The organism is Streptomyces sp. JH14 (genome assembly GCF_029428675.1).
Classification (GTDB): domain Bacteria; phylum Actinomycetota; class Actinomycetes; order Streptomycetales; family Streptomycetaceae; genus Streptomyces.
On record NZ_JAJNEL010000001.1, the window covers coordinates 6016374 to 6039002 of the forward strand.

Sequence of the window (22629 nt, forward strand, 5' to 3'; positions counted from 1 at the left end):
AACCACCGCACGGGGGAACGCGGGCCGGACACCTCACCGCGAAGGCGTATAAAGGGTCCCTCCGGAACCGGTCGGCGTCACCCGACGGCACGTACACCTCACGCGGCAGGCGTCACCGCGTACGACAGCGGAGGAGTGCCTCATGGGCACGGCAGAAGAGATCAGCACCTTGCTTGTGTCGAACTTCGGGACCGATCCCCGGACCATCGGGCCCGAGGTGTCGCTCCATCAGCTCCGCCTGGACTCACTGGCGCTGGAGGAGCTGCGGCTCCTGATCGAGGACCGGATCGGCGTCGACCTGGACGATGTCCAGCTGTCCTCGCGGGACACCTGGGGCCGGCTGGTCGAGACGGTCGACGGCAAGGCGGCGGCATGATCCCCCGCACGGTCACGGAGGGCCGCACGGCCGGTGCGGACGCCGAGGGCCGGGCGACCCGCGCACTCGCCGAGGACGCGGCGACCCGCACGCTCGCAACGGGTCAGCCGGTCCGACCGCCCGGCGAGGTCACGGCGCCCCGCCCGCCCACCGAAGGCGTGACGACCCGTCCCGCCCCGCCCCGCCGTGTCCCGTCACCCCGCCCGGAGCCGTTCAGCGCCGCCGTCACCGGAGTCGGACTCGTCACCGCCGCAGGCGTGGGCGCCGGCAACACCTGGCGCGCCGTCTGCGAGGCGGCCGCCGCACCCTCCGTCCTGCGGCGTCCCGAACTCGCAGATCTGCCCTGCGACTTCATGTACACCATCACGGGCCTGGACACGAAGGCCGTCCTCGGTGTGGCCGCGCACCGGCTGATGGACCGCTTCTCCCAGCTCGCCGTCATCGCGGCCCGCGAAGCCGTCGCCGACGCCGGGCTCGACCCCTCGGTCTGGGAGAGCGGGCGGGTCGCGGTCGTCATCGGCTCCGCCCACGGCGGTCTGCCCTTCTACGACGAGCAGCACGCCACCCTCGCCGGGCGCGGCGCACGCCGCGTCTCCCCGAAGCTCGCCCCGCTGACCGTCGTCAACGGCGCCGCCAGCAGCGTCGCCACGGACCTCGGCGTCCACGGCCCGAGCCAGGCCGTCTCCACCGCCTGCTCCTCCGGCACCGTCGCGATCGGCACCGCCCACCAGATGCTGCGCGCCGGCGCCTGCGACATCGTCATCGCGGGCGGCGCCGAATCGGTGTGCTCCCGGCTGCTCATCGCCAGCGCCTGCCAGTTGAAGGCCGTCTCCACCCGCCGCGACGACCCCGGGGCGGCCTGCCGCCCGTTCGACGTCCACCGCGACGGCTTCGTCGTCGGTGAGGGTGCCGGGCTCCTCGTGCTCGAACGCCCGGAACACGCACGCGCCCGCGGCGCCGGGATCCGCGCCCACATCGCCGGATACGGGGCGTCGAGCGACGCGTACTCCGCGGTCGCCCCCGATCCCGAAGGGCTCGGCATCGAACGGGCGCTGCGTACCGCCCTCGCCGACGCCGGGTTCGACGGCGCGGACGTCGGCCATGTCAACGCCCACGGCACCTCGACCGTCTCCAACGACCTCATCGAGGCGACGATGCTCCGCCGGGTCCTCGGCGACCGCGCCCTCGTCACCTCCAACAAGTCGATGACCGGGCACACCCTCGGTGCCGCAGGGGGCATCGAGACCGCGTTGACCGTGCTCGCGCTTCAGCACCAGCTCGTGCCGCCCACGGTCAATCTCGACGCACCCGACCCGGAGATCCCCATCGAGGTGGTCGCCAAGGAGGCCCGCCCGGGCCTGTTCGACGTCGCCGTCAAGACCTCGCTCGGCTTCGGCGGCCACAATGCCGCACTCGTCCTCACCAGGGCCTGACGCAGAAACGGAAGACCCCGCATGCCCCAGGAGACCGTCCGCAGCCTCTCGGTGAACGGACTGCGGTACGGCTACCGACTCCTGCAGCAGCCCGCAGCGCGCACCGAACCGGTCGTCATCCTCGGCGGCGCGCTCCAAGGGATGTTCGGCTGGCCCCAGATGGACCACCACGTGGGAGCGGTGGCCGACGTCGTCACCGCCGACCTGCCCGGCATGGGCGGGGCCGATCCCCTCCCGGACGTGCCCAGTGCCGGGATCCTGCGCTCCGCCCTCACCCGGATCATCGACGACCTCGGCGTGGAGAGGGTCAACCTCTTCGGGTACTCCTACGGCACCTCGATCGCCCTCCAGTGCGCCCAGCACGAGCCGGGCCGCGTCGCCCGGTTGATCCTCGGCGGCGTGCCGTCGCACATCGACGACGGTCAGCGCGCCCACTGGCTGCGGGCCGAGGAACGGCTGAAGGCCGGTGACCTCGAAGCCGCCGCCGCGCTCGCGGCCGAGGGGCTGATGTGCCTCGACCCGGACCGAAGGGTCCACCGCAGGGAGCTGGCGCTGCGCTACGTACGCCGTTCGCTCCTGCACGCGATGTCGGGGTCCCCGCACGCGGCGGACTCCGTGAACAGGGTGCTGGGCGACCCGCCGGACTTCTCCGGGGGGCTGACGGGCGTACCCGCCCTGGTCTTCGCCGGCGAGCACGACACGGTGAGTTCGCCCGCCCAGCAGCGGGAGTTCGCCGCCACGATCGAGGGCAGCCGCTTCCTCACCCTCGCGGATTCCGACCACTGGGTCATCCTGGAACGGCCCGACGACGTGGCGGACCTGGTGGCACGGTTCTTCACCGACCGCCCGCTCGACACCGCCCCGGGCATCGCCACGCTGCCGCACCGGCGCCGGGCGGAACACGATGCGGCGGTCTCCGCATAAGCCGTGCGACGGTGAACCGGACGATGGTCGTGCGCTTGCCGAACAGGCCGAAGCCCTGACCCCGCCCGGCCGCGCCGACGGCAGGCCCGAACACCGTGCGGCCCCGGTCCCTTCCGCGGAGGCTGTCCACGGAAGGGACCGGGGCCGGTCTCCCGACGCCCGCCGGGCGGGCCGGCCGGGCCGGGTCACATCAGGTCAGTGGTGACCCTGGACCGGAGCGTTCACGTCCACGCGCACGATCTGCGGGTCGTGGTCGCTCGCCTGGTCGGCGAACTCCGCGTTGATGTGCACCACGTCGTAGTCGAAGCGGCAGATGCCGGGGCTGGTCAGGATATGGTCGAGCGTCTGCGAGTTGCCCTCGTACACATAGCTGTACTGCTCGTTCGTCGGCAGGGTGGTGATCAGCGGCTTGAGCGCTCCGTCGGAGGCCAGCTTCTGCACCGTCGGGGAGAACGCGAAGTCGTTGAGGTCACCGAGGGCGATGACCCGGGCCGACTTGTCCGCCGCCAGCAGTGACTTGACGAAGGTGTTGACCTCGGCCGCCTGCTTCACGCGCTTCGTCTCGGAGCTGCGCGTCGGCTCCTGGTAGCGGCCGTGCAGTGGCTGGTCGCCGCCCTTGGAGGCGAAGTGGTTGCCGATGACGAACACCGGCTTCCCGTGGAAGCGGAACTCGCCGACCAGGGGCTTGCGGCTGTCGTCCCAGGCGTCGCTGGTCGGGTTGATGCGGCCGGGCGAGGCCGACAGCGTGACGCCCTTCCTGGTGTCCACGGCCGTCACCGCGGTGGTCGCATCGCCGCCCGGACGGTCCACGAACTCGACCCGCTCGGGGTTGAAGAGGAAGACGTTGCGGATGTTGCCGCCGGGCTCGCCGCCGTCCTTGCCGTCCTCGGGGGCGATGTAGCGCCACGCGTACTGCGGGCCGCCCGCCGCGACGATCGCGTCGGTGAACCGCTTGAGCGTCGCCTCGGAGCCGACCGTGCCGTCGCTGACCGCGCCGTTGTCGTCCTGGATCTCCTCCAGCGACACGATGTCCGGCGAGGAGAGGTTGACCGCGACCCCCTGGGCGAGGGTGTCGAACTTCGCCTGCTGGTCGAGCGCGTCCAGGTTCTCCACGTTGTACGTGGCGACCGCGAGCTCCTTGTCCTTCTGCTTCCGGGTGACCTCACGCCGCAGGTGGTGGTCGGTGAGCGTGCCGAGCTCGGTGGCCTGGAGGTTGTAGCCGCCGAAGGAGTCGTAGTCCAGGACACCGGTGGTGGTGCCGGACAGCACGTCGCCGACGTTCGCGGCGGGGAACGGGCGGGTGGTGTCGAGCGACATCACCTTGATGCGGCCGGTGTTCTGGTCGGTGTACGAGGAGTAGAGCGTGCCACCGCGCCGGGTCGGGTTCTCGTTCGGCTTGACGGTCACCCAGACCTCGCCGTACGCGGTCGTCGCACCCGTGACCCGGGTGTCGGCGATCTCGACGCGGGTGCCTTCGAGCGACTCGTACCGGTCGAGGGCGTACGTCGCCGGGTCGAGGGGCAGCGCGTCGATCGAACCGCCGCCTGCCGAGGGGACGTACGCGCCGGGCACGGACGCCGCATCGAGCACGACCGGTGCGGGCAGTGCGTTGCCCGACGACAGGACCGTGACCCTGGGGGCGGTGATCTCGGTGATCGACTGGGTGGTGGCCGACGGGTAGTACTCGTCCACCTTGCCGCTGACCAGCACCGCGTCGCCGACCGCGACGGCCGGGGCGGCGGAGCCGGTGTAGACGAAGACGCCTTCGCCGGTACGGGCGTCCGCGTCCGGTGCCGCGTCCTGGATCCAGAAGCCGCGCGAGCCGCTGGTCCGCACCGCCGTGACGACGCCGGGGACCCCGGTCACCGACTGGCCGTCCAGCGGCGACACACGGGTGGTGCCCTGGATGTCGTGGATCCTGACCGGGCCGGGCTCGGTCGGGTTGCCCGGGTCGCCCGGACCCGAACCGCCGGACGTCTCACCGGCCGTGTTGACCGGTGTCGCGGCGCCCGCGGTCAGGTCGGCGGCGTTGTCGTCGGTGTCGGCGAGCGACGTGCCGCGCGCCACGGAGGCGGTGGCGGAGGTGCCCGTCGCCGGCCCGCTGCCTTCCCGCACGACCGCGGAGCCGTAGCCGACGAGGTCCACGATGCGGGTGTCGGCGGCGCAGTCGGCCGCGGTCTTGCAGGTCAGCGGGGTGGTGCCGGAGACGAGTGCGATCGTCCCGCTGGTCGCGGACATGGCGACGGTGCCGGTGGCGTCCGGGGTCGGCAGCGCGACGGTGCCGCCGGTGCCCGCGGCCTCGGCGACCAGGTACCGGCCGCCGGGGGCGACGGAACCGGTCAGTGCGGACACCTGCCACAGCGAACCGGCCGACGGAGTGCCGGGCAGGTACTGGACGCTGAAGCCGGACAGGTCGTACGCGGCGGAGCCGGCGTTGGCCAGCTCGACGAAGTCGCGGGTGAGCGTCGCCCCGGAGTTGCCTCCGCCGCCGTACACCTCGGAGATCACGGCGGTCGATGACGGGGCCGCGAAGGCGGCAGGCAGCGCGGTCGCCGAGAGGGTCACGGTGACGGCGCCGGCCAGCAGGACGGAACGCGGTCTGGATATGTGCACGGTCAGCTGCCCCTCAGAGTGTGATGAGAGGCCACAAGCTATGCGCGTAGAACCGGCCATGACAAGGCATCAGAGGTTAATTCCAGAAATCGTTCCGACGCCCGGGTCCTCGGTCGTCCGTCCGTCGCTCGACAGGCAACCAAAAGGTTGCCTATGGTGATGGTGGTGACCAGGGAAGGCGGGGAGACGATGGCGACCGCGGCGGCGATGGACGCGATATTCAAGGCGCTGGCCGATCCGAGCCGCCGACAGCTCCTCGACCGGCTCAACGCGCGCGGCGGGCAGACTCTGCGCGAGCTGAGCGAGGGGCTCGCCATGAGCCGGCAGGCGGTGAGCAAACATCTGGCGGTCCTGGAGTCCGCCCTGCTGGTCACCACTGTCCGCAGGGGCCGCGAGAAGCTCCACTACCTCAACCCGGTGCCCGTCCAGGAAGTCGCCGACCGCTGGATCGGCCGGTACGAGCGCGGCCGTATGACCGCCCTGTCCCGCCTCAAACGCACACTGGAAGGAAGTCCGGTCATGGACAAGCCCGAGTTCGTCTACGTCACGTACATCCAGACCACGGCGGAAAAGCTCTACCAGGCGCTGATCGACCCCGAGTTCATCAAGATCTACATGGGCGGTTACGGCCCCGAGTCGAGCTGGGAGGTGGGCGCGCCGGTCCGCTGGAAAATGGATCCCGAGGGTGAGTTCGAGGAGGTCGGCCAGCGGGTCCTGGAGGCGGAGCCCGGCAAGCGGCTCTCGTACACCTGGCACACCCTGCAGCCCATGCACCGCGAGATGTTCGGTCGGATGCCGGACGAGGAGTGGGCCCAGGCGGTGAAGGAGCGGTCCAAGGTCACGTTCGACATCGAGCCCGCCGAGGAGGCCGCGATGGGCGTCAAGCTGACCATCACGCACGATGGCTTCGACAGTCCGGACAGCAAGATGCTGGAGGGTGTCAGCGGCGGCTGGATCATGATCCTCTCGACGCTCAAGACCCTGCTGGAGGGTGGCAGGTTCGTCTCCGACCAGGGCCGGGACGCGTCCGCGTAAGGCTGCCGAACGCACAGTTCGCCACGCACGGTTGTCCATGATGCGGGCAGTGGTTTGACCGGGTTACGTCGTTCCGGCTACGTTGCCCGCCATGCAGCGATCCGCACACCTGACGACTCGAGGTCATGTCGACCTCAAGCGTGTGTGCTCCGCCGCGTGTCACCAGGCCTGAGAGCACGACGCCCGCGCGACCGGCGCACCCTCGGATGCGGCCCATCGGGTCTTCGCAGGGCGTTTCTCTCCACGGGAGAAGCAGAGCCGCTGAGCGTGCCCGCACGTCGGCAGCGTCTGCCACGCGCTCCCTCTCCGAGGAGCGCGCACCGCCGCACCGGCTGCCCTCGAGGATCTGGAAGACATTGTGAAGAGCCTGTCTGCGCCCGTCCGCCGGCCCACCCCTCTGCGCCGCTCCGACATACCTGCCCCCGGGTCCGCGCGACGCGTCTCGGGCACCGGATCCGTACTGAGCGCCATCCTCGACCACGGCCCCGTCGCCAGGTCCACCGTCGCCCGGCTCACCGGGCTTTCGCCCGCGTCCGTGACCGGGCACGTCGGCCGGCTGCTGGCCCGCGGACTGGTCCGGGAGAGCGCCGAGACCGCCGGGCCGCGCGGGCTCGGGCGGCCGCACATCCCCGTGGAGATCGACACCGGCCGCTACCTGGTCTCCGGCGCGCACATCGCCGTCGCGCACTCGACGGTGTCCCTGATGGATCTGCGCGGCCGGATCGTCGCCGAGGACCGGCAGCCGCACCGGACCACGGACCCGCACCGAATGCTCGGCGACCTCGCCGCACGCCTGCCCCGGCTCGCCACCGCGCATGCGGCGGGCCGCTCCGTGCTCGCCCTGGGCGTCGCCACCGGGCACCGGGTCGACCCCGGGGCCGGCGTGATCGTGGAACATCCCCAGCTCGGCTGGCGCGATGTGCCGGTACGGGACGTCCTCTCCGCCGCGACCGGGCTGCCGGTCCATGTGGACAGCCACGCACGGGCGTTGGCGCGGGCGGAGCAGATGTTCGGCGAGACCTCGACCCGTACCAGCACGGTGCTGCTGTTCGTCGGCGCGGTCGTGGACGCGGCCTTCGCCACCGAGGGCGCCATGCACCGGGGGCCGCGCTCCGGGGCGGGCGGCGTCGCTCATCTGCCGCTCGGACCAAGCGGATCCGGTGGCGCCGAGCCCTGTTCCTGCGGGCGGACCGGCTGTCTCCAGTCCGAGGTGTCGGAGCGGGCCATGGTGCGGCGCGCGGCCGAACAGGGTCTACGGGTCGCCTCGTTCCGGGAACTGCTGGACCTGGCCCTGACGGGCGAGGCGCGGGCGCTGGAACTGCTCCGGCGCCGGGCGGGACTGGTCGGCCGCGCCGCGGCGCTGCTCCTGGACATGTTCGACCCCGAGGTGCTCGTCGTGGTCGAACCGGGAGCGGGCCGGATCCCGGAGTGTCTGGCCGAACTGCGCGCGCAGGTGGCGGACCGGTCCGCGGTCTGCGACGACGCCGAGCGCGCGGTGGTGCCGAGCAGCTTCACCGGCTCCGTACTGGCGACCGCGGGTGGCGCGGTGGCGCTGGACGCCCTGTACGGGGACCCGCTCGGCCGGTGGCCCGTGCTGCCCGCGGTGTGCTGACGAAGCGGCACGGCCCCCGATTTAATTCAGAGAGTTGCATTGTTGACCGGGTCCGAGCCCGAGCGAGATGATGGATTCATGACCAGCCAGCAGCGGAAATTCCGGTACGCGCCCCCGGTGGCGCGCAACCGCCGCGCGGCTGCGCCGGTGCGTATGGTCGCCCGCCGTTTCTGTTGTCGCTCCTGTCCGGGTTGCCGATAACCACCCGCTGAATTTCGCGAACGGTTACGCGCCGATGCGCGTCGCCTCACTTCTGCCTGCGCTCGCCGCGCGTGTGCGGAATTCTCCTGTCACTTCCTTCATTCCCACCCTTCGCGCTTCCATCCCGGGAGAGACGTTGACTGTCACTGTGCCCTCATTTTCTCCGGCGGCCGCTGCGGGCATCGCCCCGGACCGGTTCCGGCAGGCCTTCCGCCGCTATCCGGCCGGTGTCGTCGTCGTCACCGCCGACGCCGGCCACGGACCGGTCGGCTTCACCGCCACCTCACTCGCTTCGCTGTCGCTCGACCCGCCGCTCGTCTCCTTCGGGATCGGGACCACCACCTCGTCCTGGCCGCACATCGAGCGGGCCGACACCGCCGTCGTCAACTTCCTCGGCGCCGAACAGCAGCCAGTGGCCACGACGTTCGCCACCAGCGGCATCGACCGGTTCGCCGCGCCGACTGCCTGGCGGCGGCTGCCGGCGGGGGAACCGGTCCTCGACGGGGTGGCCGGCTGGCTGCGGCTGGAGATCGAGCAGGCCGTCCCGGCGGGCGACCACCGCATCGTCATCGCCCGGGTCGTGGACACCTGGATCGACGAACGGCGCAGTCCGCTGCTGTTCCACGACGGCACGTACCACTCCCTCTGACCCTTCCGTTCCGACCCTCGACGACCACGCGCGACTTCTCACGACCACTGATCGGGAATTCACCATGCCACGCCACGACGTACGCCACGCAGTCGGCCGCCGGTCGTTCCTCGCCCTCACGGGCGGGGCGATTCTGGGCCTCTCCGCCTGCGCTCCGCAGGCAGCGACAGTCGCCGGGCCGGAGGCTGCCGGAAAACTTCCCTCCGGTGCCCCGCCGCCCGGTACCGAACTCTCGATAGCGGTGCGCACCACGCGCCTTCAACTGGGTCCTGCCGGATTGCAGAAGGACCTCGCTTTCACTGTCTCGCAATGGCCCAATCTGAGCGCCGGGCCCGACATCATCCAGGGGTTCAGAGCACATTCCATCGACGTGGCATCCAATGCCGGAATTCCGCCGATCCAGGCCGCGGCCATCGGTGTCGGGGCGAAGATCGTGGCGGTGCAGGTGCGCAACCATCCGTCCTACGTCTTCGCGACCGCCCCTGGCTCCGACATCACGCGGGTGGAGGACTTCCGCGGAAAGAAGATCGGCTTCTCCCAGGGGCAGGCGCAGGGCGTGGTCGTTCTGCGAGCCCTGAAGAAGGCCGGGCTGAGCAACAGCGACGTGAAGCTCGTCGCGCTGCCCAGCACCCAGTTCCTGACCGCTCTGCAGTCCAAGCAGGTCGATGTGGCCCCGCTGGGTGAGCCGACGCTGACCAAGTACCTCAGCCAGTACGCCAAGGACGGCGCCCGCGGAGTCACCACCGACGTGGTGGATCTGCTCACCGTGCTGTGGGCGCCCGACGAGGTGCTGCACGACGACGCGAAGGCCGCCGCCGTCCGCAACTTCATTCCGCTGTGGGCCCGTGGCCTGGTCTGGGCGTGGGAGAACGGCGACGAATGGATCAACACGTACTACGTCAAGGACCAGGGCGTGACCGTGGCCGACGGCCGGCGCATCGTCGCCTCCCTCAACAAGCCGCAGTTCCCGGCGAGCTGGGACAAGGCGATCCAATGGGAGCAGGAGACCGCCGACCTGATGGCCGAGGGCGGCTTCGTGCCGAAGCAGGACGTCACCGGGCTGTTCGACCGCCGCTTCGAAGGGCTGGCGGCGCAGGCCGTACCGGCCACGTACCGGGAGACATCATGACGGAGCTGCTGCCGAAAGCACACCTGGCGGAGCCGACGGCGGGGACCGCCGGGCCGCACGGCTCGCCGGACCCGCACCGGTCCCAGGACACCCCTAGGGGCCAGGGCCTCCAGGGCCCCGCCTCCGCGACGCCCACCACCGCCCGTGCCACCCGCAGGCGGCTCGGCCCCGGCCGCTCGCTTCCCTTCGGCCGGCTGATCGGCCCGGTGCTCGTGGTCGCCGTGTGGTGGGGAGCTTCCGCCGCCGGCCTTCTCGATCCCCGGATCCTGTCCGGACCCGACGCCGTGGTCTCCACCGCGGCGGATCTGATCCGGAGCGGCCGTCTCCAGGACAATGTGCTGATCTCGCTCCAACGAGCCGGCCTCGGCCTCTTCTTCGGGGTGGCCGCCGGAGTGATCCTGGCCGTGTCCGCCGGGCTGAGCCGCACCGGGGAATACCTCCTTGACGGCCCGCTGCAGATCAAGCGCGCCATCCCGTCCCTGGCGATGCTCCCGCTGCTGATCCTCTGGCTCGGCATCGGCGAGCAGATGAAGGTCACCGTGATCGCGCTCGGCGTCGCGGTGAACATGTACATCAATACGTACTCCTCGCTGACCGGCATCGACAGCAGGTACGTCGAACTGGCCGAAGGACTCGACCTGAGCCGCCTGCAGTTCATCCGCAAGGTGGTCGTCCCCGGCTCGTTGCCCGGCTTCTTCGTCGGTCTGCGGCTCGGCGTCACGGCGTCCTGGCTCGGCCTGATCGTCGTCGAGCAGATCAATGCCACGAGCGGCATCGGCTACATGATGTTCCAGGCCCAGCAGTACGCCCAGTCCGACGTGATCATCGTGGGCCTGGTGGCCTACGGGATCTTCGGCTTCGCCTCGGACGCGGCAGTACGCGCCATCGAGCGGAGGGCCCTGTCATGGCGACGCACACTGGCGGGCTGACCGGCACGCACGAGGAGACCGGGACCGGAACCGCGACCGCGGTGCGGCCGGCGGCGGTACGCACCAGGAAGCTGGTCCGCCGGTTCGGTGACCGGAACGTTCTCAAGGAGCTCGATCTGACCGTCGCACCAGGGGAGTTCACCGCCCTCCTCGGCCGCAGCGGATCCGGCAAGTCCACCCTTCTGCGGGCCGTGGCCCGCCTGGACCACACCGTCGAGGGCTCCGGCGAACTCACCGTCACGGACAGGGTCTCGCTCTCCTTCCAGGACTCCCGGCTGCTGCCCTGGCTCCGGGTGCTCGACAACGTCGTACTCGGTCTGCGCGGCCCCGAGGTGCGCGAACGCGGACTGACCGCGCTCGCCGAGGTCGGCCTGGAGGGCCGCGACCGGTCCTGGCCCCATGAGCTGTCCGGCGGCGAACAGCAACGGGCCGCCCTGGCCCGGGCACTCGTCCGCGAACCCGGGCTCCTCCTGGCCGACGAGCCGTTCGGCGCCCTGGACGCCCTCACCCGGATCAAGATGCACGGCCTGCTGCGCGAACTGTACGAGCGCCACCGCCCCGCGGTGCTGCTGGTCACGCATGACGTCGACGAGGCCGTGGAACTCGCCGACCGGGTGCTGGTCCTGGAGGACGGCCGGATCTCGGTCGACCTCGCCGTCGACCTGCCGACCCCGCGCTCCCGGCGCGACCCCCGCTTCCAGGAGTACCGCGACACCCTGCTCACCGCGCTCGGCGTGACGCAGCCCCTGGCCCGTTCGGAGAAGAAGGAAGCCCATGTCCCGCAAGCCTGACCGCAAGCCGCTCCACCTGAACGCCTTCCTGATGTCCACCGGTCACCACGAGGCGTCCTGGCGCCTGCCCGAGAGTCCGGCCGAGGCGAACTCGGACATCGAGCACTACAAGAACCTGGCCCGCATCGCGGAACGCGGCAGGCTGGACTCGCTGTTCCTCGCCGACAGCCCGGTCCTGATGGGCGACCCGGGACGGCGTCCCGCCGCCAAGCTGGAGCCCACCGTCCTGCTGACCGCGCTGGCCGGGGCCACCGAGCGCATCGGTCTCATCGCCACCGCGTCGACCAGCTACAACGAGCCGTACAACCTGGCCCGCAGGTTCGCCTCGCTGGACCATGTCTCCGGCGGCCGGGCCGGCTGGAACATCGTCACCACGGCGGGTGCCGACGCGGCCCGCAACTTCGGTCTCGACGACACCCCACTGCACCGCGACCGCTACCGGCGAGCGGCCGAATTCGTCGAGGTGTCCACCAAGCTCTGGGACAGCTGGGCGGACGACGCCGTGATCGCCGACAAGGAACGGGGCGTCCACGCCCTGGCCGAGCGGGTGCGACGCATCGGCCACACCGGCGAGTTCTTCCGGGTCGACGGCCCGCTCAACGTGCAACGCCCGGTGCAGGGGTACCCGTTGCTCGTACAGGCCGGCTCCAGCGAGGACGGCAAGGACTTCGCGGCGCGGTACGCCGAGGCCGTCTTCACCGCCCAGCAGACCCTGGAGGAGGGCATCGCCTTCTACAAGGACGTCAAGCAGCGCGCGGAGGCCATCGGCCGCCACCCGGACGGCATCAAGATCCTTCCAGGCATCGTGCCCGTCATCGGCGACACGGAGGCCGAAGCGCTGGCCCTGGATGCCGAGCTGGAGGGACTGATCGTCCCCGAGTACGCCAAGCGCCAGCTCGCCCAGCGCCTCAGGATCGCCCCCGACGACCTCGACCTCGACGCGCAGCTGCCCGAGGACATCCCCACCGAGGACGAGATCGAGGGCGCGAAGAGCCGCTACACGCTCATCGTGGAGCTCGCCAGGCGCGAGAAACTGACCGTGCGCCAGTTGATCGGGCGGCTCGGGGGCGGGCGCGGGCACCGCACCTTCGCCGGAACGGCCGAGCAGGTCGCCGACACCATCGAGCACTGGTACGACAGCGGCGCCGCCGACGGATTCAACATCATGCCCGCCGTGCTCCCGTCCGGTCTCGAGGTCTTCGTGGACCGGGTGGTGCCGATCCTCCAGGAGCGCGGCCTGTTCCGCACCGAGTACATCGCCCGCACCCTGCGCGGCCACTACGGGCTGCCGCGCCCCGCCAACCGGCTGTTCGAGACCGTCGACCGCAGCGAGGGCCACTTCGGCATCGGGCTGGCGGAGGTCCGGTGACGGACTGTACGGACCCGGAAACCGGTACGCACCGGCAGCCGCCGCCCGGCTGGGCGCGGCGGCTGCTGGGCTACTGCCTGCGTCACCGCACCGACCTGCTCCTCGCCTTCGGGGCCGCCGTGGTCGCGGCCGTCGCCACCGCCACCCTGCCGCTCGTCCTGCGGCACGTGGTGGACGGGGTGGCGGCCGGCACCACCGCCTCGCTCGTCCCGTGGACGGTCCTCCTCGCCGCCATCGGCGCGGTCCGCTTCGGGGCGAGCTTCACCCGCCGTTACCGCTCCGGCCGGCTCTCCCTCGGCGTGCAGTACGACCTCCGCAACGACGCGTTCGCCGCGCTGCTGCGGCTCGGCGGCGCCCAGCAGGACGATCTGCGGACCGGGCAGGTGGTGAGCAGGTCCATATCGGACGTCACGCTCATCCAGACGCTGCTGCAGTTCCTGCCCAACCTCACGGGCAACGCGCTGATGTTCCTGTTCTCGCTGGTCCTCATGGCACTGCTGTCGCCCCTGCTGACCGTCGTCGCGCTGGTCGTCGGCCCGCTGCTGTGGCTGATCGCCCTGCGCTCGCGCCGCACGCTCTTCCCCGCCAACTGGCACGCCCAGCAGGAGGCCGCCGAGGTCGCCTCCACCGTCGAGGCGACGGTCACCGGCGTCCGCGTGGTGAAGGGCTTCGGCCAGGAGCAGCGCGAACTCGCGGGTCTCGAGGAGCGCGCCCGCACCCTGTTCGCCTCGCGGCTGCGGGTCGTCGGGTTCACCAGCCGCTACAACCCCGCCCTCCAGGCGGTCCCGGCCCTCGGCCAGGTCGCCGTCCTCGCCCTCGGCGGCTGGATGGCCCTGCACGGCCGGATCTCCCTGGGCACGTTTCTCGCCTTCACGACGTACCTCGGCTCCTTCGTCACCCCGGTCCGACAGGTGGCGACCCTCCTCACCGTCTGGCAGCAGGCACGGGCCGGCGCCGAGCGGGTCCTGGAGGTCGTCGACGAAGCACCGGTGATCACCGATGCGCCGGATGCGCAGGAGCTGCGGGACGAACCCCCGGCGCTCTCCTGGCAGAACGTCACCTTCGGCCACGGGGATGGCGAGCCGGTGCTCCGTGACTTCACCCTGGACGTCAGGCCCGGCGAGACGCTCGCCCTGATCGGCCCTGCCGGTTCGGGGAAGTCCACGGCGGCGGCGCTGCTGCCCAGGTTCTACGACGTGCCGTCGGGTGCGGTACGGGTGGGCGGCAGCGACGTACGCGCACTGCGTCTGTCGTCCCTGCGCTCCCGGATCGGCTTCGTCTTCGAGGAGAGCCTGCTGCTCTCCGACACCGTGCGCGCCAATATCGCCTACGGCGTCCCGGATGCGACGGACGAGCAGGTGCGCGCGGCGGCCAGGACGGCACGGGCCGACGAGTTCATCGAGCGGCTGCCCCAGGGGTACGACACCGTCGTCGGGGAACAGGGCCTCACCCTCTCCGGCGGCCAGCGCCAGCGGATGGCGCTGGCCCGCGCGCTGGTCGGCGACCCGGCGGTCCTCGTCCTCGACGACGCCACGTCCGCCATCGACGCCCGGGTGGAGTCCGAGATCCACCACCGGCTGCGCGAGGACACCCGGCGCCGCACCACACTGATCGTCGCGCACCGCAGATCGACGCTGGAACTCGCCGACCGGATCGCCGTCCTCGACCACGGCCGGATCGTCGACATCGGAACGCTCGACGAACTGCGTTCCGGATCCGCCCTGTTCCGCAACCTGCTCTCCACGGCGGAAGCGACGACGGGGGCCGCCGCCGGCGGAACGGAGGGCGTGACGGCCGAGGCCCCGAACGCCCCCCTGCCCGTGCCCCAGGATCCGGACGCGGCCGCCGGTACGCTCACGCCCCACCTCTGGCTCCGCCCCGACGACTCCACCTCCGACCAGCTCGAAGGAACCGCCGTCCGTGCCGCCCAGGCGCTCGCCGAGGCGGCGGCCACCTCAGGACCGGGGAGGGGCGGCCCGGGTGGCGGGGTCCTCGGCTCCGCCCCGCCGAGCGCCGAGCTCATCGCCGGACTCGCCCGGCTCCCGCTGCCCGCCGCCGATCCGCGGGTGCCGACCGGCCAGGCGGTCGCCGCCGACCAGGCGTTCGGCCTCGGCACCCTCCTGCGTCCGTTCCGCCTGCCGCTGCTGCTCGGCCTGGTGCTGGTCGCACTGGACGCGCTCGCCCAGATCACCGTGCCCGTCCTCGTGAGACAGGGCGTCGACCACGGCGTCGCCCATCGTGCCGGAGGCGTCCTGCTGGCCGCCGCCGCCGGCGCGGCCGTGGTGGTCGCCACGAACTGGGTGATCGGCGTGGCCCAGGTCCGCACCACCGGACGCACCGGCGAACGCCTGCTCTACACCCTGCGTGTGAAAACCTTCGCGCAGCTGCAGCGGCTCGGCCTCGACTACTACGAGCGCGAACTCGGCGGCCGGATCATGACCCGGATGACCACCGATGTGGACGCCCTGTCGAACTTCCTGCAGACCGGACTGATCACCGCGGTGGTGAGCCTGCTGACGGTCCTCGGCGTCCTGGTCACGCTGCTGGTCATCGACGCGCGGCTGGCGCTGGTGCTGCTGGCCGCACTGCCGCTGCTGGTCGCCGCGACGGCACTCTTCCGCCACCACTCGGTGCCCGCCTACCGGGAGGCCAGGGAACGCATCAGCGCGGTCAACGCCTGCCTCCAGGAGAACGTCACCACCATCCGTGTCACCCAGGCGTTCCGCCGCGAGCGCCGCAACGCCCGCGACTTCGCCGAACTGGCCTGGTCCTTCCGGGACTCCAGGCTGCGTGCCCAGCGGTACATGGGCACGTTCTTCCCGTTCGTCGAGTTCCTCGGCACGCTGTCCACGGCCGCCGTGCTGACCGTCGGCGCCGGGCAGGTCCGGTCCGGCGAGCTGAGCGCCGGCACCCTCATCGCGTTCCTGCTCTACGTCGAGCTGTTCTTCGCACCGATCCAGCAGCTCTCGCAGGTGTTCGACGGCTACCAGCAGGCCGTCATCGGTCTGGGCCGTCTCCGGACGCTGATGCAGACGCCCACCGGCACCCCGCCCGCCGGGGACCCACGGCCGGTCGGAGCACTGCGCGGGGAGATCGAGTTCGACTCGGTCTCCTTCGGATACGCGGGCGGCGGCGGCCAACAGGTCCTGCGCGGCGTCTGTCTGCGCATCGCGCCGGGCGAGACCGTCGCCCTGGTCGGTGCGACGGGCGCGGGCAAGTCGACCGTCGTCAAACTCCTCGCCCGGTTCTACGACCCGTCGGCGGGCACGGTCCGGATCGACGGGCACGATCTGCGCGAGCTCGATCTGCCCGGCTTCCGCCGCAGACTGGGCGTGGTGCCACAGGAGGCGCATCTGTTCAGCGGAACGGTCCGCGACGCGATCGCGTACGGGCGCCCCGATGCCACCGACACCGAGGTGGAGGCGGCGGCCCGCGCGGTGGGCGCCCACGACATGGTCGCGGGACTGCGGCTCGGCTACCTGCAGCCGGTGGGGGAGCGGGGCCGTAATCTCTCCGCGGGGCAGCGCCAGCTGCTGGCCCTGGCACGGGCCGAACTCGTCGACCCGGACGTCCTGTTGCTGGACGAGGCGACCGCCTCGCTGGACCTGGCCACCGAACGCCGGGTCGCCGCCGCGACGGAGGTACTGGCACGGCGCCGTACCACCGTCGTCGTCGCCCACCGGCTGACGACGGCGGCCCGCGCGGACCGGGTGGTGGTGCTCGACGCGGGAACCGTCGTCGAGACCGGCACCCACACCGAACTGCTCGCCGCCGAAGGCCCGTACCGCCGCCTCTGGGACGCCTTCCGCCAGAGCAGCGACCCGGACCCGGCCGAGGGCCATCCGCCGATCGATGAACTCGTCAAGGAGAGTGCACGATGACCGAGTACCGCAACTTCGGACGCACGGGAGTGAAGGTCAGCCCGCTCTGTCTGGGCACCATGATGTTCGGCGCCCGCGGCAACACGGACCACGACGACAGCATCCGGATCATCCACCACGCACTCGACTCCGGCATCAACTTCGTCGACACCGCCGATGTCTACTCGGCCGGTGAGTCGGAGGCCATCGTCGGAAAGGCGCTCGCCGGTGGCCGCCGCGACAACGTCGTACTCGCCACCAAGTTCCACGGCAGCCTCGGCGGCGACCCCAACGAGCAGGGGAACTCCCGACGCTGGATCATCCGCGAGGTCGAGAACAGCCTGCGCCGGCTCGGCACCGACTGGATCGACCTCTACCAGGTGCACCGCCCCGAACCGGACACCGACTTCGACGAGACGCTCGGTGCCCTCTCCGACCTGGTGCACCAGGGCAAGATCCGCTACATCGGTACGTCCACGTTCGAGCCCTCCGCGATCGTCGAGGGCCAGTGGACCGCGGAGCGCCGCGGCCGTGAACGCGTCGTGGCGGAACAGCCCCCGTACTCCCTGCTCGCCCGCGGCATCGAACGCGAGGTGCTGCCCGTCGCCCAGCGGTACGGCCTCGCGGTGCTCTCCTGGAGCCCGCTCGCGGGCGGCTGGCTGACCGGCCGCTACCGCAAGGGGGCCGGCCAGCCCGTCTCCAGCCGGGCCGAACGTCAGGCGGAGCGCTTCGACATCGCGTCCCCGGAGAACAGCGCCAAGCTCGACGCCGCCGAGGCCCTCGCCCGGCTGGCCGAGGACGCCGGGCTGACGCTCGTACAGCTGGCCCTGGCGTTCGTCCTGGAGCACCCGGCGGTCACGTCCGCCATCATCGGACCGCGGACCTTCGAACAGCTGGCGGGTCAGCTCGGCGCGGACCGGGTGCGGCTGGGCCGGGACGTCCTCGACCAGATCGACAAGATCGTGCCGCCCGGCACCAACCTGTCGGCCCGCGACGCCGGCTACCAGCCTGCCGTGCTGAGCGACCCCGCACTGCGGCGTCGTTCCGCCCGGCCTGCGTAGCGCCCGCTCAGGCCCCGGGGACCCGGTCCAGGAAGCCACTGACCGAGCGGATGCGCCCGTCGTCGTCGAGGACGATGACGTCGGAACCGGCGGCGGGCGCCGAACCGTCGGCGGTGGAGACCAGATCCCAGCTGAAACGGACCAGGCCGTGGTGTCCGTCGGGGGTGCCGGTCGGCGTGAACTCGAAGCCGGGGAAATGCTGGTGGGCACCGTCGATCAGGGCGACGAGCCCGTCGTGCCCCCGCACGTCGGCCAGCGGGTCGGTGTAGGTGGCGTCCTCGGTGAACGCGGCGGCGACGGCCTTGGCGAGGTCCTCGGGGGCGGTCGCGTTCCAGGCGGCGAAGTAGCGCTGAACGGCGTCCTCGTATGCGGTCATCGTGCGGTCCTCTCGTCGTGTCCCGGCCGTGCGGCCGGGCTCCCGGGCTGCTCGTGGGAGACACGATGTCCGACGGGGGAAGGAGCGTCGATTACCTCCCGGGTCATGGCCGGGGCCGGCCCGGGCCGTCTTCGGGCCCGCCGTCGGGCCGGCCCCGGGGGGAGCGCGGCGGCGGATTTCGGCGCACGGTTTCATCTGATTTTCAGGGAGCACCTCTACGGTGGACGTCGTGACCGAGATGAGCCCTCCCGGCTGGCATACGGACCCCGGGTATACAGGAACAGGCCCCGTCCAGGAACGCTGGTGGGACGGCAGCCAGTGGACCGATCAGCTCCGCATGCCGCCCGCCGCCGTCCGGCGCCGCCGGGTACGGATCGGCGTCGGTGTCACCGCGGGCGTGGTGGTGCTGGCCGCGATCGCGGGCGGCGTCCTGCTGCTGACCGACGACTCCGGCGGTTCGAAGAACGCGGCATCCGACGTGGTGTCGCCCACGCCCGGTGCCCCGGGGGGACGGCAGGGGGAGGGCGGCCGGGACGGATCCGGCGGCGGTGGCCGGAGCCCCGCGCCCGACCAGCAGCAGCCGCTGCAGCCGCCGGCCGAGGACGGCTATGTCACGGACATGATCAGCGGCGTCAGCCTGCCGGTGCCGGACGGCTGGAAGGGCCAGTCCGCCGCGGTCGGCGCTTCGGTCAGCACTGGCACCTACGCCTGCCCGGCCGACGCCACACAGAAGTGTGAGCGCGGTGGAGTGTTCGCCGCCCCGGCCCAGGCGCTGAAGAACACGGCGAAGACGGCGGAGGCGGCGGCGAAGGCCGACATCGCCGTCAACGCCAAGGAGTCGTACGGCGGCAAGGCCTACGGCGCCATCACCTCGCACCAGCAGCTGAAGTCCGAGCCGGTCACCGTCGCGGGCCAGAAGGGGTACGTGGTGCGCTGGAAGGTGGTGACGAAGTCGGGCGACGACGGCTATGTGCAGTCGCTGGTCCTTCCCTCCCCGCACTCCGCGGACATGCTCGTGGTCGTGCGCTCCGGCTTCGACATCAGCCCCAAGGCTCCCGCGCTCTCGGTGATGGACGAGATCACGAAGGGCATCAAGGCCTCGTCCGGGGGAGGCTCGGAGGCCGGGCAGACCGCGTAGGGCCCCTCGTGGGCCGGTCACGGCCCTGCCCGGCCGGCAGGGCCGTCACTTCACCCGGGGGCCGTGCGGCGGCGGTACGGCGTTGCCGGACGCCAGCGGCGAGCGGGCCAGCTCGACGCAGCCCAGGGCGATCATGGTGAGCGCCACCAGTTCGGGCAGCAGCCACCAGCCGGTACGCAGGTGCTCGCCGAACAGGGTCACGCCGTACAGGATGCTGATCAGCGCGTCGCCCAGCGTCAGCATCGGCTGGACGGCGACCAGCGTGCCCGCCTGCAGGGCGTTCTGAAGGAGGAAGAGCGAACCCACTCCGGCGGCGGCGGTGGCGTACAACTGCCAGGAGGTCATGAGTGCGACGGCCCCGCCGCCGTCGCCGAGCTGCCCCATGGCGTCCTTCATCAGCGCGGCGGTGAGCGCGTACCCGCACGCGGCGGCCAGACCGAGCAGCGCCCCGCGGCGGTTGCCGCGGGTACGCAGCGCCCCGGCGATCAGCGCCGCCTCGAAGATCCCGGTCAGGATCAGCGCCGGGATCCACGCCGCGTCGTGCACCGAGGAACTCCCGCCGCCCGGCGCGGCGGAGGCCATGCCGAGGGCCAGACCGAAGGTCACGGAAACGACCCCGTACCAGACCGGACGCGGCACGCGGACCCGCATCACGAACCCGGCCAGCAGCAGCGTGGCCGGCAGTTCGATGACGAAGATCGGCTGGACCACCGAGATCGGGCCGGTCGCCAGCGCCGTGGCCTGGCAGACGGCTGCGACGATCACCAGTCCGATCCCGGCCAGCCACACCTTCTGCCGCACCAGATGACCGATCAGCGACAGGTGCATCGCCTCGATGTCGGGTGCGGAGCGGGCGGCGCGGCGTTGCAGCACGGAGGCGGCGCCGTTGCTCAGTGCGGTCAGGACGGCGAACAGGACACTGATCACGGGTCCATGATGCGGGCGGCCGGCGCGCATTCCCGGGTCCTGCCACCGTGCGGTGCGGCGACCCGCCCCGAGGAGGGAGCGCGCTTGCGGACCGGAGATGTCCGCAAGCCCGCGTAGCGTGCGGGGCATGGCCGCGAAGACGCATCCCGCTGTACCCGCCGTGCTCTCGCCCCGCGCACTGGGCCGCGCCACCCTGGAGCGCCAACTCCTGCTGCGCCGGAGCCCGATGTCCGCGAGGGACGCCGTCGGGCATCTCGTCGGGCTTCAGGCGCAGAACACCAAGCCGCCCTACTACCAGCTCTTCGCCCGGCTGGACGGTTTCGATCCCGCCGAGCTCTCCGCGCTGATGGAGTCCCGCGAGGTGGTCCGCATCGTCACTCTGCGCTCCACCCTCCACACCCACACCGCCGATGACGCGCTCACCCTGCGCCCGCTGGTCCAGCCGGCCCGCAGCCGGGAGCTGGCCATGTTCCGCACGGGGCTGTCAGGAGTGGACCTGAAGCGGCTCGCTGCGATCTGCAGAGAGCTGACCGAGGAGCGGCCGCGCACCCCGAAGGAGCTGCGCGAAGCGCTGCTCGCCGAGTGGCCGGACGCGGACCCACAGGCCCTGACCGTGGCCGCGCGCTGCACCCTGCCGCTGGTCCAGGTCACCCCGCGCGGGCTGTGGGGGCGGAGCGGACAGGTCGCGCTGACCACCGCCGAGCACTGGCTCGGCCGGCCCGCCGAGCCGACGCCCGCGCCGGACGCGACGGTGCTGCGGTACCTCGGCGCGTTCGGCCCCGCCTCCGTGCAGGACATGCAGCGGTGGGCGGGCCTGACCCGACTGCGGGAGGCGTTCGAACGGCTCCGGCCGCAGCTGATGACCTTCCGCGACGAGAACGGCGTCGAGCTCTTCGACCTGCCGGACGCCCCCGCGCCCCGACCCGGAGACCCCGGCCCCGCCGCGCTTCCTGCCCGAGTTCGACAACGTACTGCTCGGCCACGCGGACCGGACACGCGTTATCCCGCCACGGTTCAAGGGGCGCAACGGGAACGGGAACCAGGCGTACGGGGCCGTGCTGGTCGACGGATTCCTCGCCGCGATCTGGCGCCACGGTACGGGCGGCGGCGAGGGGACCGTCACCGTGCAGGCGCTGGGGAGGCTGAGCCGGACCGAGCGTGACGCCGTCACGGAGGAAGGGCTGCGGATGCTCGCCACGATGACGCCGGCGGACCCGTCCACGCACGAGATCCGGTTCGCGCCCTTCGTCGACTTCGCGGACTGAGGACGGGCAGAGCCCGTTCGGCCTGCGGTGACGGCACGGCAGGGGCCGCGTCCGTCGGACCGGCTACGGCAGCAGCCCCGCCCGGCGCGCGGCGACCACCGCCTCCAGCCGGGTGTGCGCCCCCAGCTTCCGCATCGCCGAGCGCAGATACCCCTTGACCGTCTCCGGCCGCAGCCCCAGCCGGCCCGCCGCCACCGCATTCGTCGCACCCGCCGCCACACAGGCGAGGACATCGACCTCGCGCGGCGCCAGCACCACCCCGCTGACCTGCGGCGCCTGTGCACCCGACGCCGAGGCGAGCCGTGCGCACACCGAGAGGAGCTCGTCGCGCAGCGCCGGGTCGGCCACCCTGGGGGCGAGCGCGCGCAGTTCGCGGTGCGCCTCACGGACGTCCTCCCAGGCCCCCGGCGCGGCCCGGGGGTCCGTCACCTGATCCCGGGTGAAGGCCAGGAGCTGCTGCACCTCGTCCCGTACGGCGAGGGCCTGCTCCACGTCGCGCGCCGCCGCTACCGCCGCGTCGAACGTACGGTCCCCGAGGGCGAGCGGCTCGCGCAGTGCCCCGTACAGCACGCCCCGTACCTTCCGGCGCACGACGACGGGTACCGCGACCACCGAGCGCAGGCCCTCCGCGGCGACCGCCGTGTCGTACTCGTGGCTGATGTGCCGCGACGAGGCGTAGTCGGTCACCGCGCACGGCCGTGACAGGGCGATCGACTTGCCGCCGAGTCCGCTGCCGGCCGAGATGACGAGCCCGCGCAGCGCGGTCGTCTGCGCACCGTTGAGCTCCACGATCCTCGCGTGGCGGGCGTCGGTGAGCAGTCCGCCGAACGCGACGGGCAGTCCGCTCGTCCGGCGCAGCCGCAGGAGCGCCGCTTGCATCTCGACCGTATCGACCGCTTCCGGCACGCCGTTGCCTCTCCGCCCCGCTCGTCGTACCCCCG

Annotated in this window: 17 protein-coding genes and 1 pseudogene; 14 read left to right on the forward strand and 4 right to left on the reverse strand. The window is 71.9% G+C overall.

Translation table 11 applies throughout. The features are described from left to right. Positions 1-142: 142 nt before the first annotated feature. From LRD69_RS27055 to LRD69_RS27065, 3 genes are read left to right on the forward strand one after another with little or no spacing between them, the layout of a single operon-like run. Entirely contained in the window at positions 143-376 is a 234-nt protein-coding gene (locus LRD69_RS27055) for an acyl carrier protein (protein WP_277329147.1), read from the forward strand. After that, positions 373-1809: a beta-ketoacyl-[acyl-carrier-protein] synthase family protein gene (locus LRD69_RS27060; RefSeq protein ID WP_277329148.1), complete on the forward strand. Its 1437-nt coding sequence runs from the start codon at positions 373-375 to the stop codon at positions 1807-1809. The genes LRD69_RS27055 and LRD69_RS27060 overlap by 4 nt, the downstream gene beginning before the upstream one ends. Positions 1810-1830: 21 nt before the next feature. After that, positions 1831-2733 (forward strand): alpha/beta fold hydrolase, encoded by a 903-nt coding sequence (locus tag LRD69_RS27065; protein ID WP_277329149.1) that lies wholly within the window; start codon positions 1831-1833, stop codon positions 2731-2733. A 195-nt stretch (positions 2734-2928) separates the two neighbouring features. On the opposite strand, the gene LRD69_RS27070 is transcribed toward LRD69_RS27065, so the two are convergent. Beyond that, positions 2929-5346 carry an endonuclease/exonuclease/phosphatase family protein gene (locus tag LRD69_RS27070; protein ID WP_277329150.1) on the reverse strand — a complete coding sequence of 806 codons (2418 nt, stop codon included), beginning with the start codon at positions 5344-5346 and terminating at the stop codon, positions 2929-2931. Between the two features lie 207 nt (positions 5347-5553). Between LRD69_RS27070 and LRD69_RS27075 the strand changes: the two genes are divergently transcribed. The 9 genes from LRD69_RS27075 to LRD69_RS27115 all read left to right on the forward strand — a co-directional run bounded on the left by LRD69_RS27075 (position 5554) and on the right by LRD69_RS27115 (position 17982). Further along, on the forward strand, positions 5554-6381 hold the full coding sequence (locus LRD69_RS27075) for a metalloregulator ArsR/SmtB family transcription factor (protein ID WP_277329888.1): 828 nt from the start codon (positions 5554-5556) through the stop codon (positions 6379-6381). 358 nt (positions 6382-6739) lie between these two features. Further along, entirely contained in the window at positions 6740-7993 is a 1254-nt protein-coding gene (locus LRD69_RS27080; RefSeq protein WP_277329151.1) for an ROK family transcriptional regulator, read from the forward strand. Between the two features lie 337 nt (positions 7994-8330). Then, positions 8331-8843 (forward strand): flavin reductase family protein, encoded by a 513-nt coding sequence (locus LRD69_RS27085; protein ID WP_277329152.1) that lies wholly within the window; start codon positions 8331-8333, stop codon positions 8841-8843. Positions 8844-8907: 64 nt separating this feature from the next. Beyond that, entirely contained in the window at positions 8908-9972 is a 1065-nt protein-coding gene (locus LRD69_RS27090; protein WP_277329153.1) for an ABC transporter substrate-binding protein, read from the forward strand. Then, complete coding sequence (locus tag LRD69_RS27095; RefSeq protein WP_277329154.1) at positions 9969-10901, forward strand: ABC transporter permease; 933 nt, start codon at positions 9969-9971, stop codon at positions 10899-10901. Before LRD69_RS27090 ends, LRD69_RS27095 begins: the two co-directional genes overlap by 4 nt. Then, positions 10877-11692 carry an ABC transporter ATP-binding protein gene (locus LRD69_RS27100; protein WP_277329155.1) on the forward strand — a complete coding sequence of 272 codons (816 nt, stop codon included), beginning with the start codon at positions 10877-10879 and terminating at the stop codon, positions 11690-11692. Before LRD69_RS27095 ends, LRD69_RS27100 begins: the two co-directional genes overlap by 25 nt. Continuing rightward, positions 11676-13061: an LLM class flavin-dependent oxidoreductase gene (locus LRD69_RS27105; protein ID WP_277329156.1), complete on the forward strand. Its 1386-nt coding sequence runs from the start codon at positions 11676-11678 to the stop codon at positions 13059-13061. The genes LRD69_RS27100 and LRD69_RS27105 overlap by 17 nt, the downstream gene beginning before the upstream one ends. Further along, positions 13058-16942, forward strand: a complete 3885-nt coding sequence (locus tag LRD69_RS27110) for an ABC transporter ATP-binding protein (RefSeq protein ID WP_277329157.1) — start codon at positions 13058-13060, stop codon at positions 16940-16942. The genes LRD69_RS27105 and LRD69_RS27110 overlap by 4 nt, the downstream gene beginning before the upstream one ends. Next, positions 16939-17982, forward strand: coding sequence for an aldo/keto reductase (locus tag LRD69_RS27115; RefSeq protein ID WP_277329158.1), 1044 nt, complete (start codon positions 16939-16941; stop codon positions 17980-17982). The genes LRD69_RS27110 and LRD69_RS27115 overlap by 4 nt, the downstream gene beginning before the upstream one ends. A 7-nt stretch (positions 17983-17989) precedes the next feature. On the opposite strand, the gene LRD69_RS27120 is transcribed toward LRD69_RS27115, so the two are convergent. Beyond that, positions 17990-18358, reverse strand: a complete 369-nt coding sequence (locus LRD69_RS27120; protein WP_277329159.1) for a nuclear transport factor 2 family protein — start codon at positions 18356-18358, stop codon at positions 17990-17992. Positions 18359-18587: 229 nt separating this feature from the next. Between LRD69_RS27120 and LRD69_RS27125 the strand changes: the two genes are divergently transcribed. After that, positions 18588-19496 (forward strand): DUF2510 domain-containing protein, encoded by a 909-nt coding sequence (locus LRD69_RS27125; RefSeq protein ID WP_277329161.1) that lies wholly within the window; start codon positions 18588-18590, stop codon positions 19494-19496. Positions 19497-19541: 45 nt separating this feature from the next. On the opposite strand, the gene LRD69_RS27130 is transcribed toward LRD69_RS27125, so the two are convergent. After that, positions 19542-20423: a DMT family transporter gene (locus LRD69_RS27130; protein ID WP_277329162.1), complete on the reverse strand. Its 882-nt coding sequence runs from the start codon at positions 20421-20423 to the stop codon at positions 19542-19544. A 127-nt stretch (positions 20424-20550) separates the two neighbouring features. Here LRD69_RS27130 and LRD69_RS27135 point away from each other — a divergent pair. Then, positions 20551-21688, forward strand: a pseudogene (locus LRD69_RS27135) (winged helix DNA-binding domain-containing protein). Positions 21689-21751: 63 nt separating this feature from the next. Here the strand turns inward: LRD69_RS27135 and LRD69_RS27140 are convergent. Beyond that, positions 21752-22594: a helix-turn-helix transcriptional regulator gene (locus tag LRD69_RS27140; RefSeq protein ID WP_277329163.1), complete on the reverse strand. Its 843-nt coding sequence runs from the start codon at positions 22592-22594 to the stop codon at positions 21752-21754. Between the last annotated feature and the right edge of the window lie 35 nt (positions 22595-22629).

Bases quoted from the DNA above. Each gene is read 5' to 3' on its own strand.
- LRD69_RS27055 (WP_277329147.1), top strand. From the start codon at position 143: ATGGGCACGGCAGAAGAGATCAGCACCTTGCTTGTGTCGAACTTCGGG.
- LRD69_RS27060 (WP_277329148.1), top strand. From the start codon at position 373: ATGATCCCCCGCACGGTCACGGAGGGCCGCACGGCCGGTGCGGACGCC.
- LRD69_RS27065 (WP_277329149.1), top strand. From the start codon at position 1,831: ATGCCCCAGGAGACCGTCCGCAGCCTCTCGGTGAACGGACTGCGGTAC.
- LRD69_RS27075 (WP_277329888.1), top strand. From the start codon at position 5,554: ATGGACGCGATATTCAAGGCGCTGGCCGATCCGAGCCGCCGACAGCTC.
- LRD69_RS27090 (WP_277329153.1), top strand. From the start codon at position 8,908: ATGCCACGCCACGACGTACGCCACGCAGTCGGCCGCCGGTCGTTCCTC.
- LRD69_RS27095 (WP_277329154.1), top strand. From the start codon at position 9,969: ATGACGGAGCTGCTGCCGAAAGCACACCTGGCGGAGCCGACGGCGGGG.
- LRD69_RS27100 (WP_277329155.1), top strand. From the start codon at position 10,877: ATGGCGACGCACACTGGCGGGCTGACCGGCACGCACGAGGAGACCGGG.
- LRD69_RS27105 (WP_277329156.1), top strand. From the start codon at position 11,676: ATGTCCCGCAAGCCTGACCGCAAGCCGCTCCACCTGAACGCCTTCCTG.
- LRD69_RS27115 (WP_277329158.1), top strand. From the start codon at position 16,939: ATGACCGAGTACCGCAACTTCGGACGCACGGGAGTGAAGGTCAGCCCG.
- LRD69_RS27120 (WP_277329159.1), bottom strand. From the start codon at position 18,358: ATGACCGCATACGAGGACGCCGTTCAGCGCTACTTCGCCGCCTGGAAC.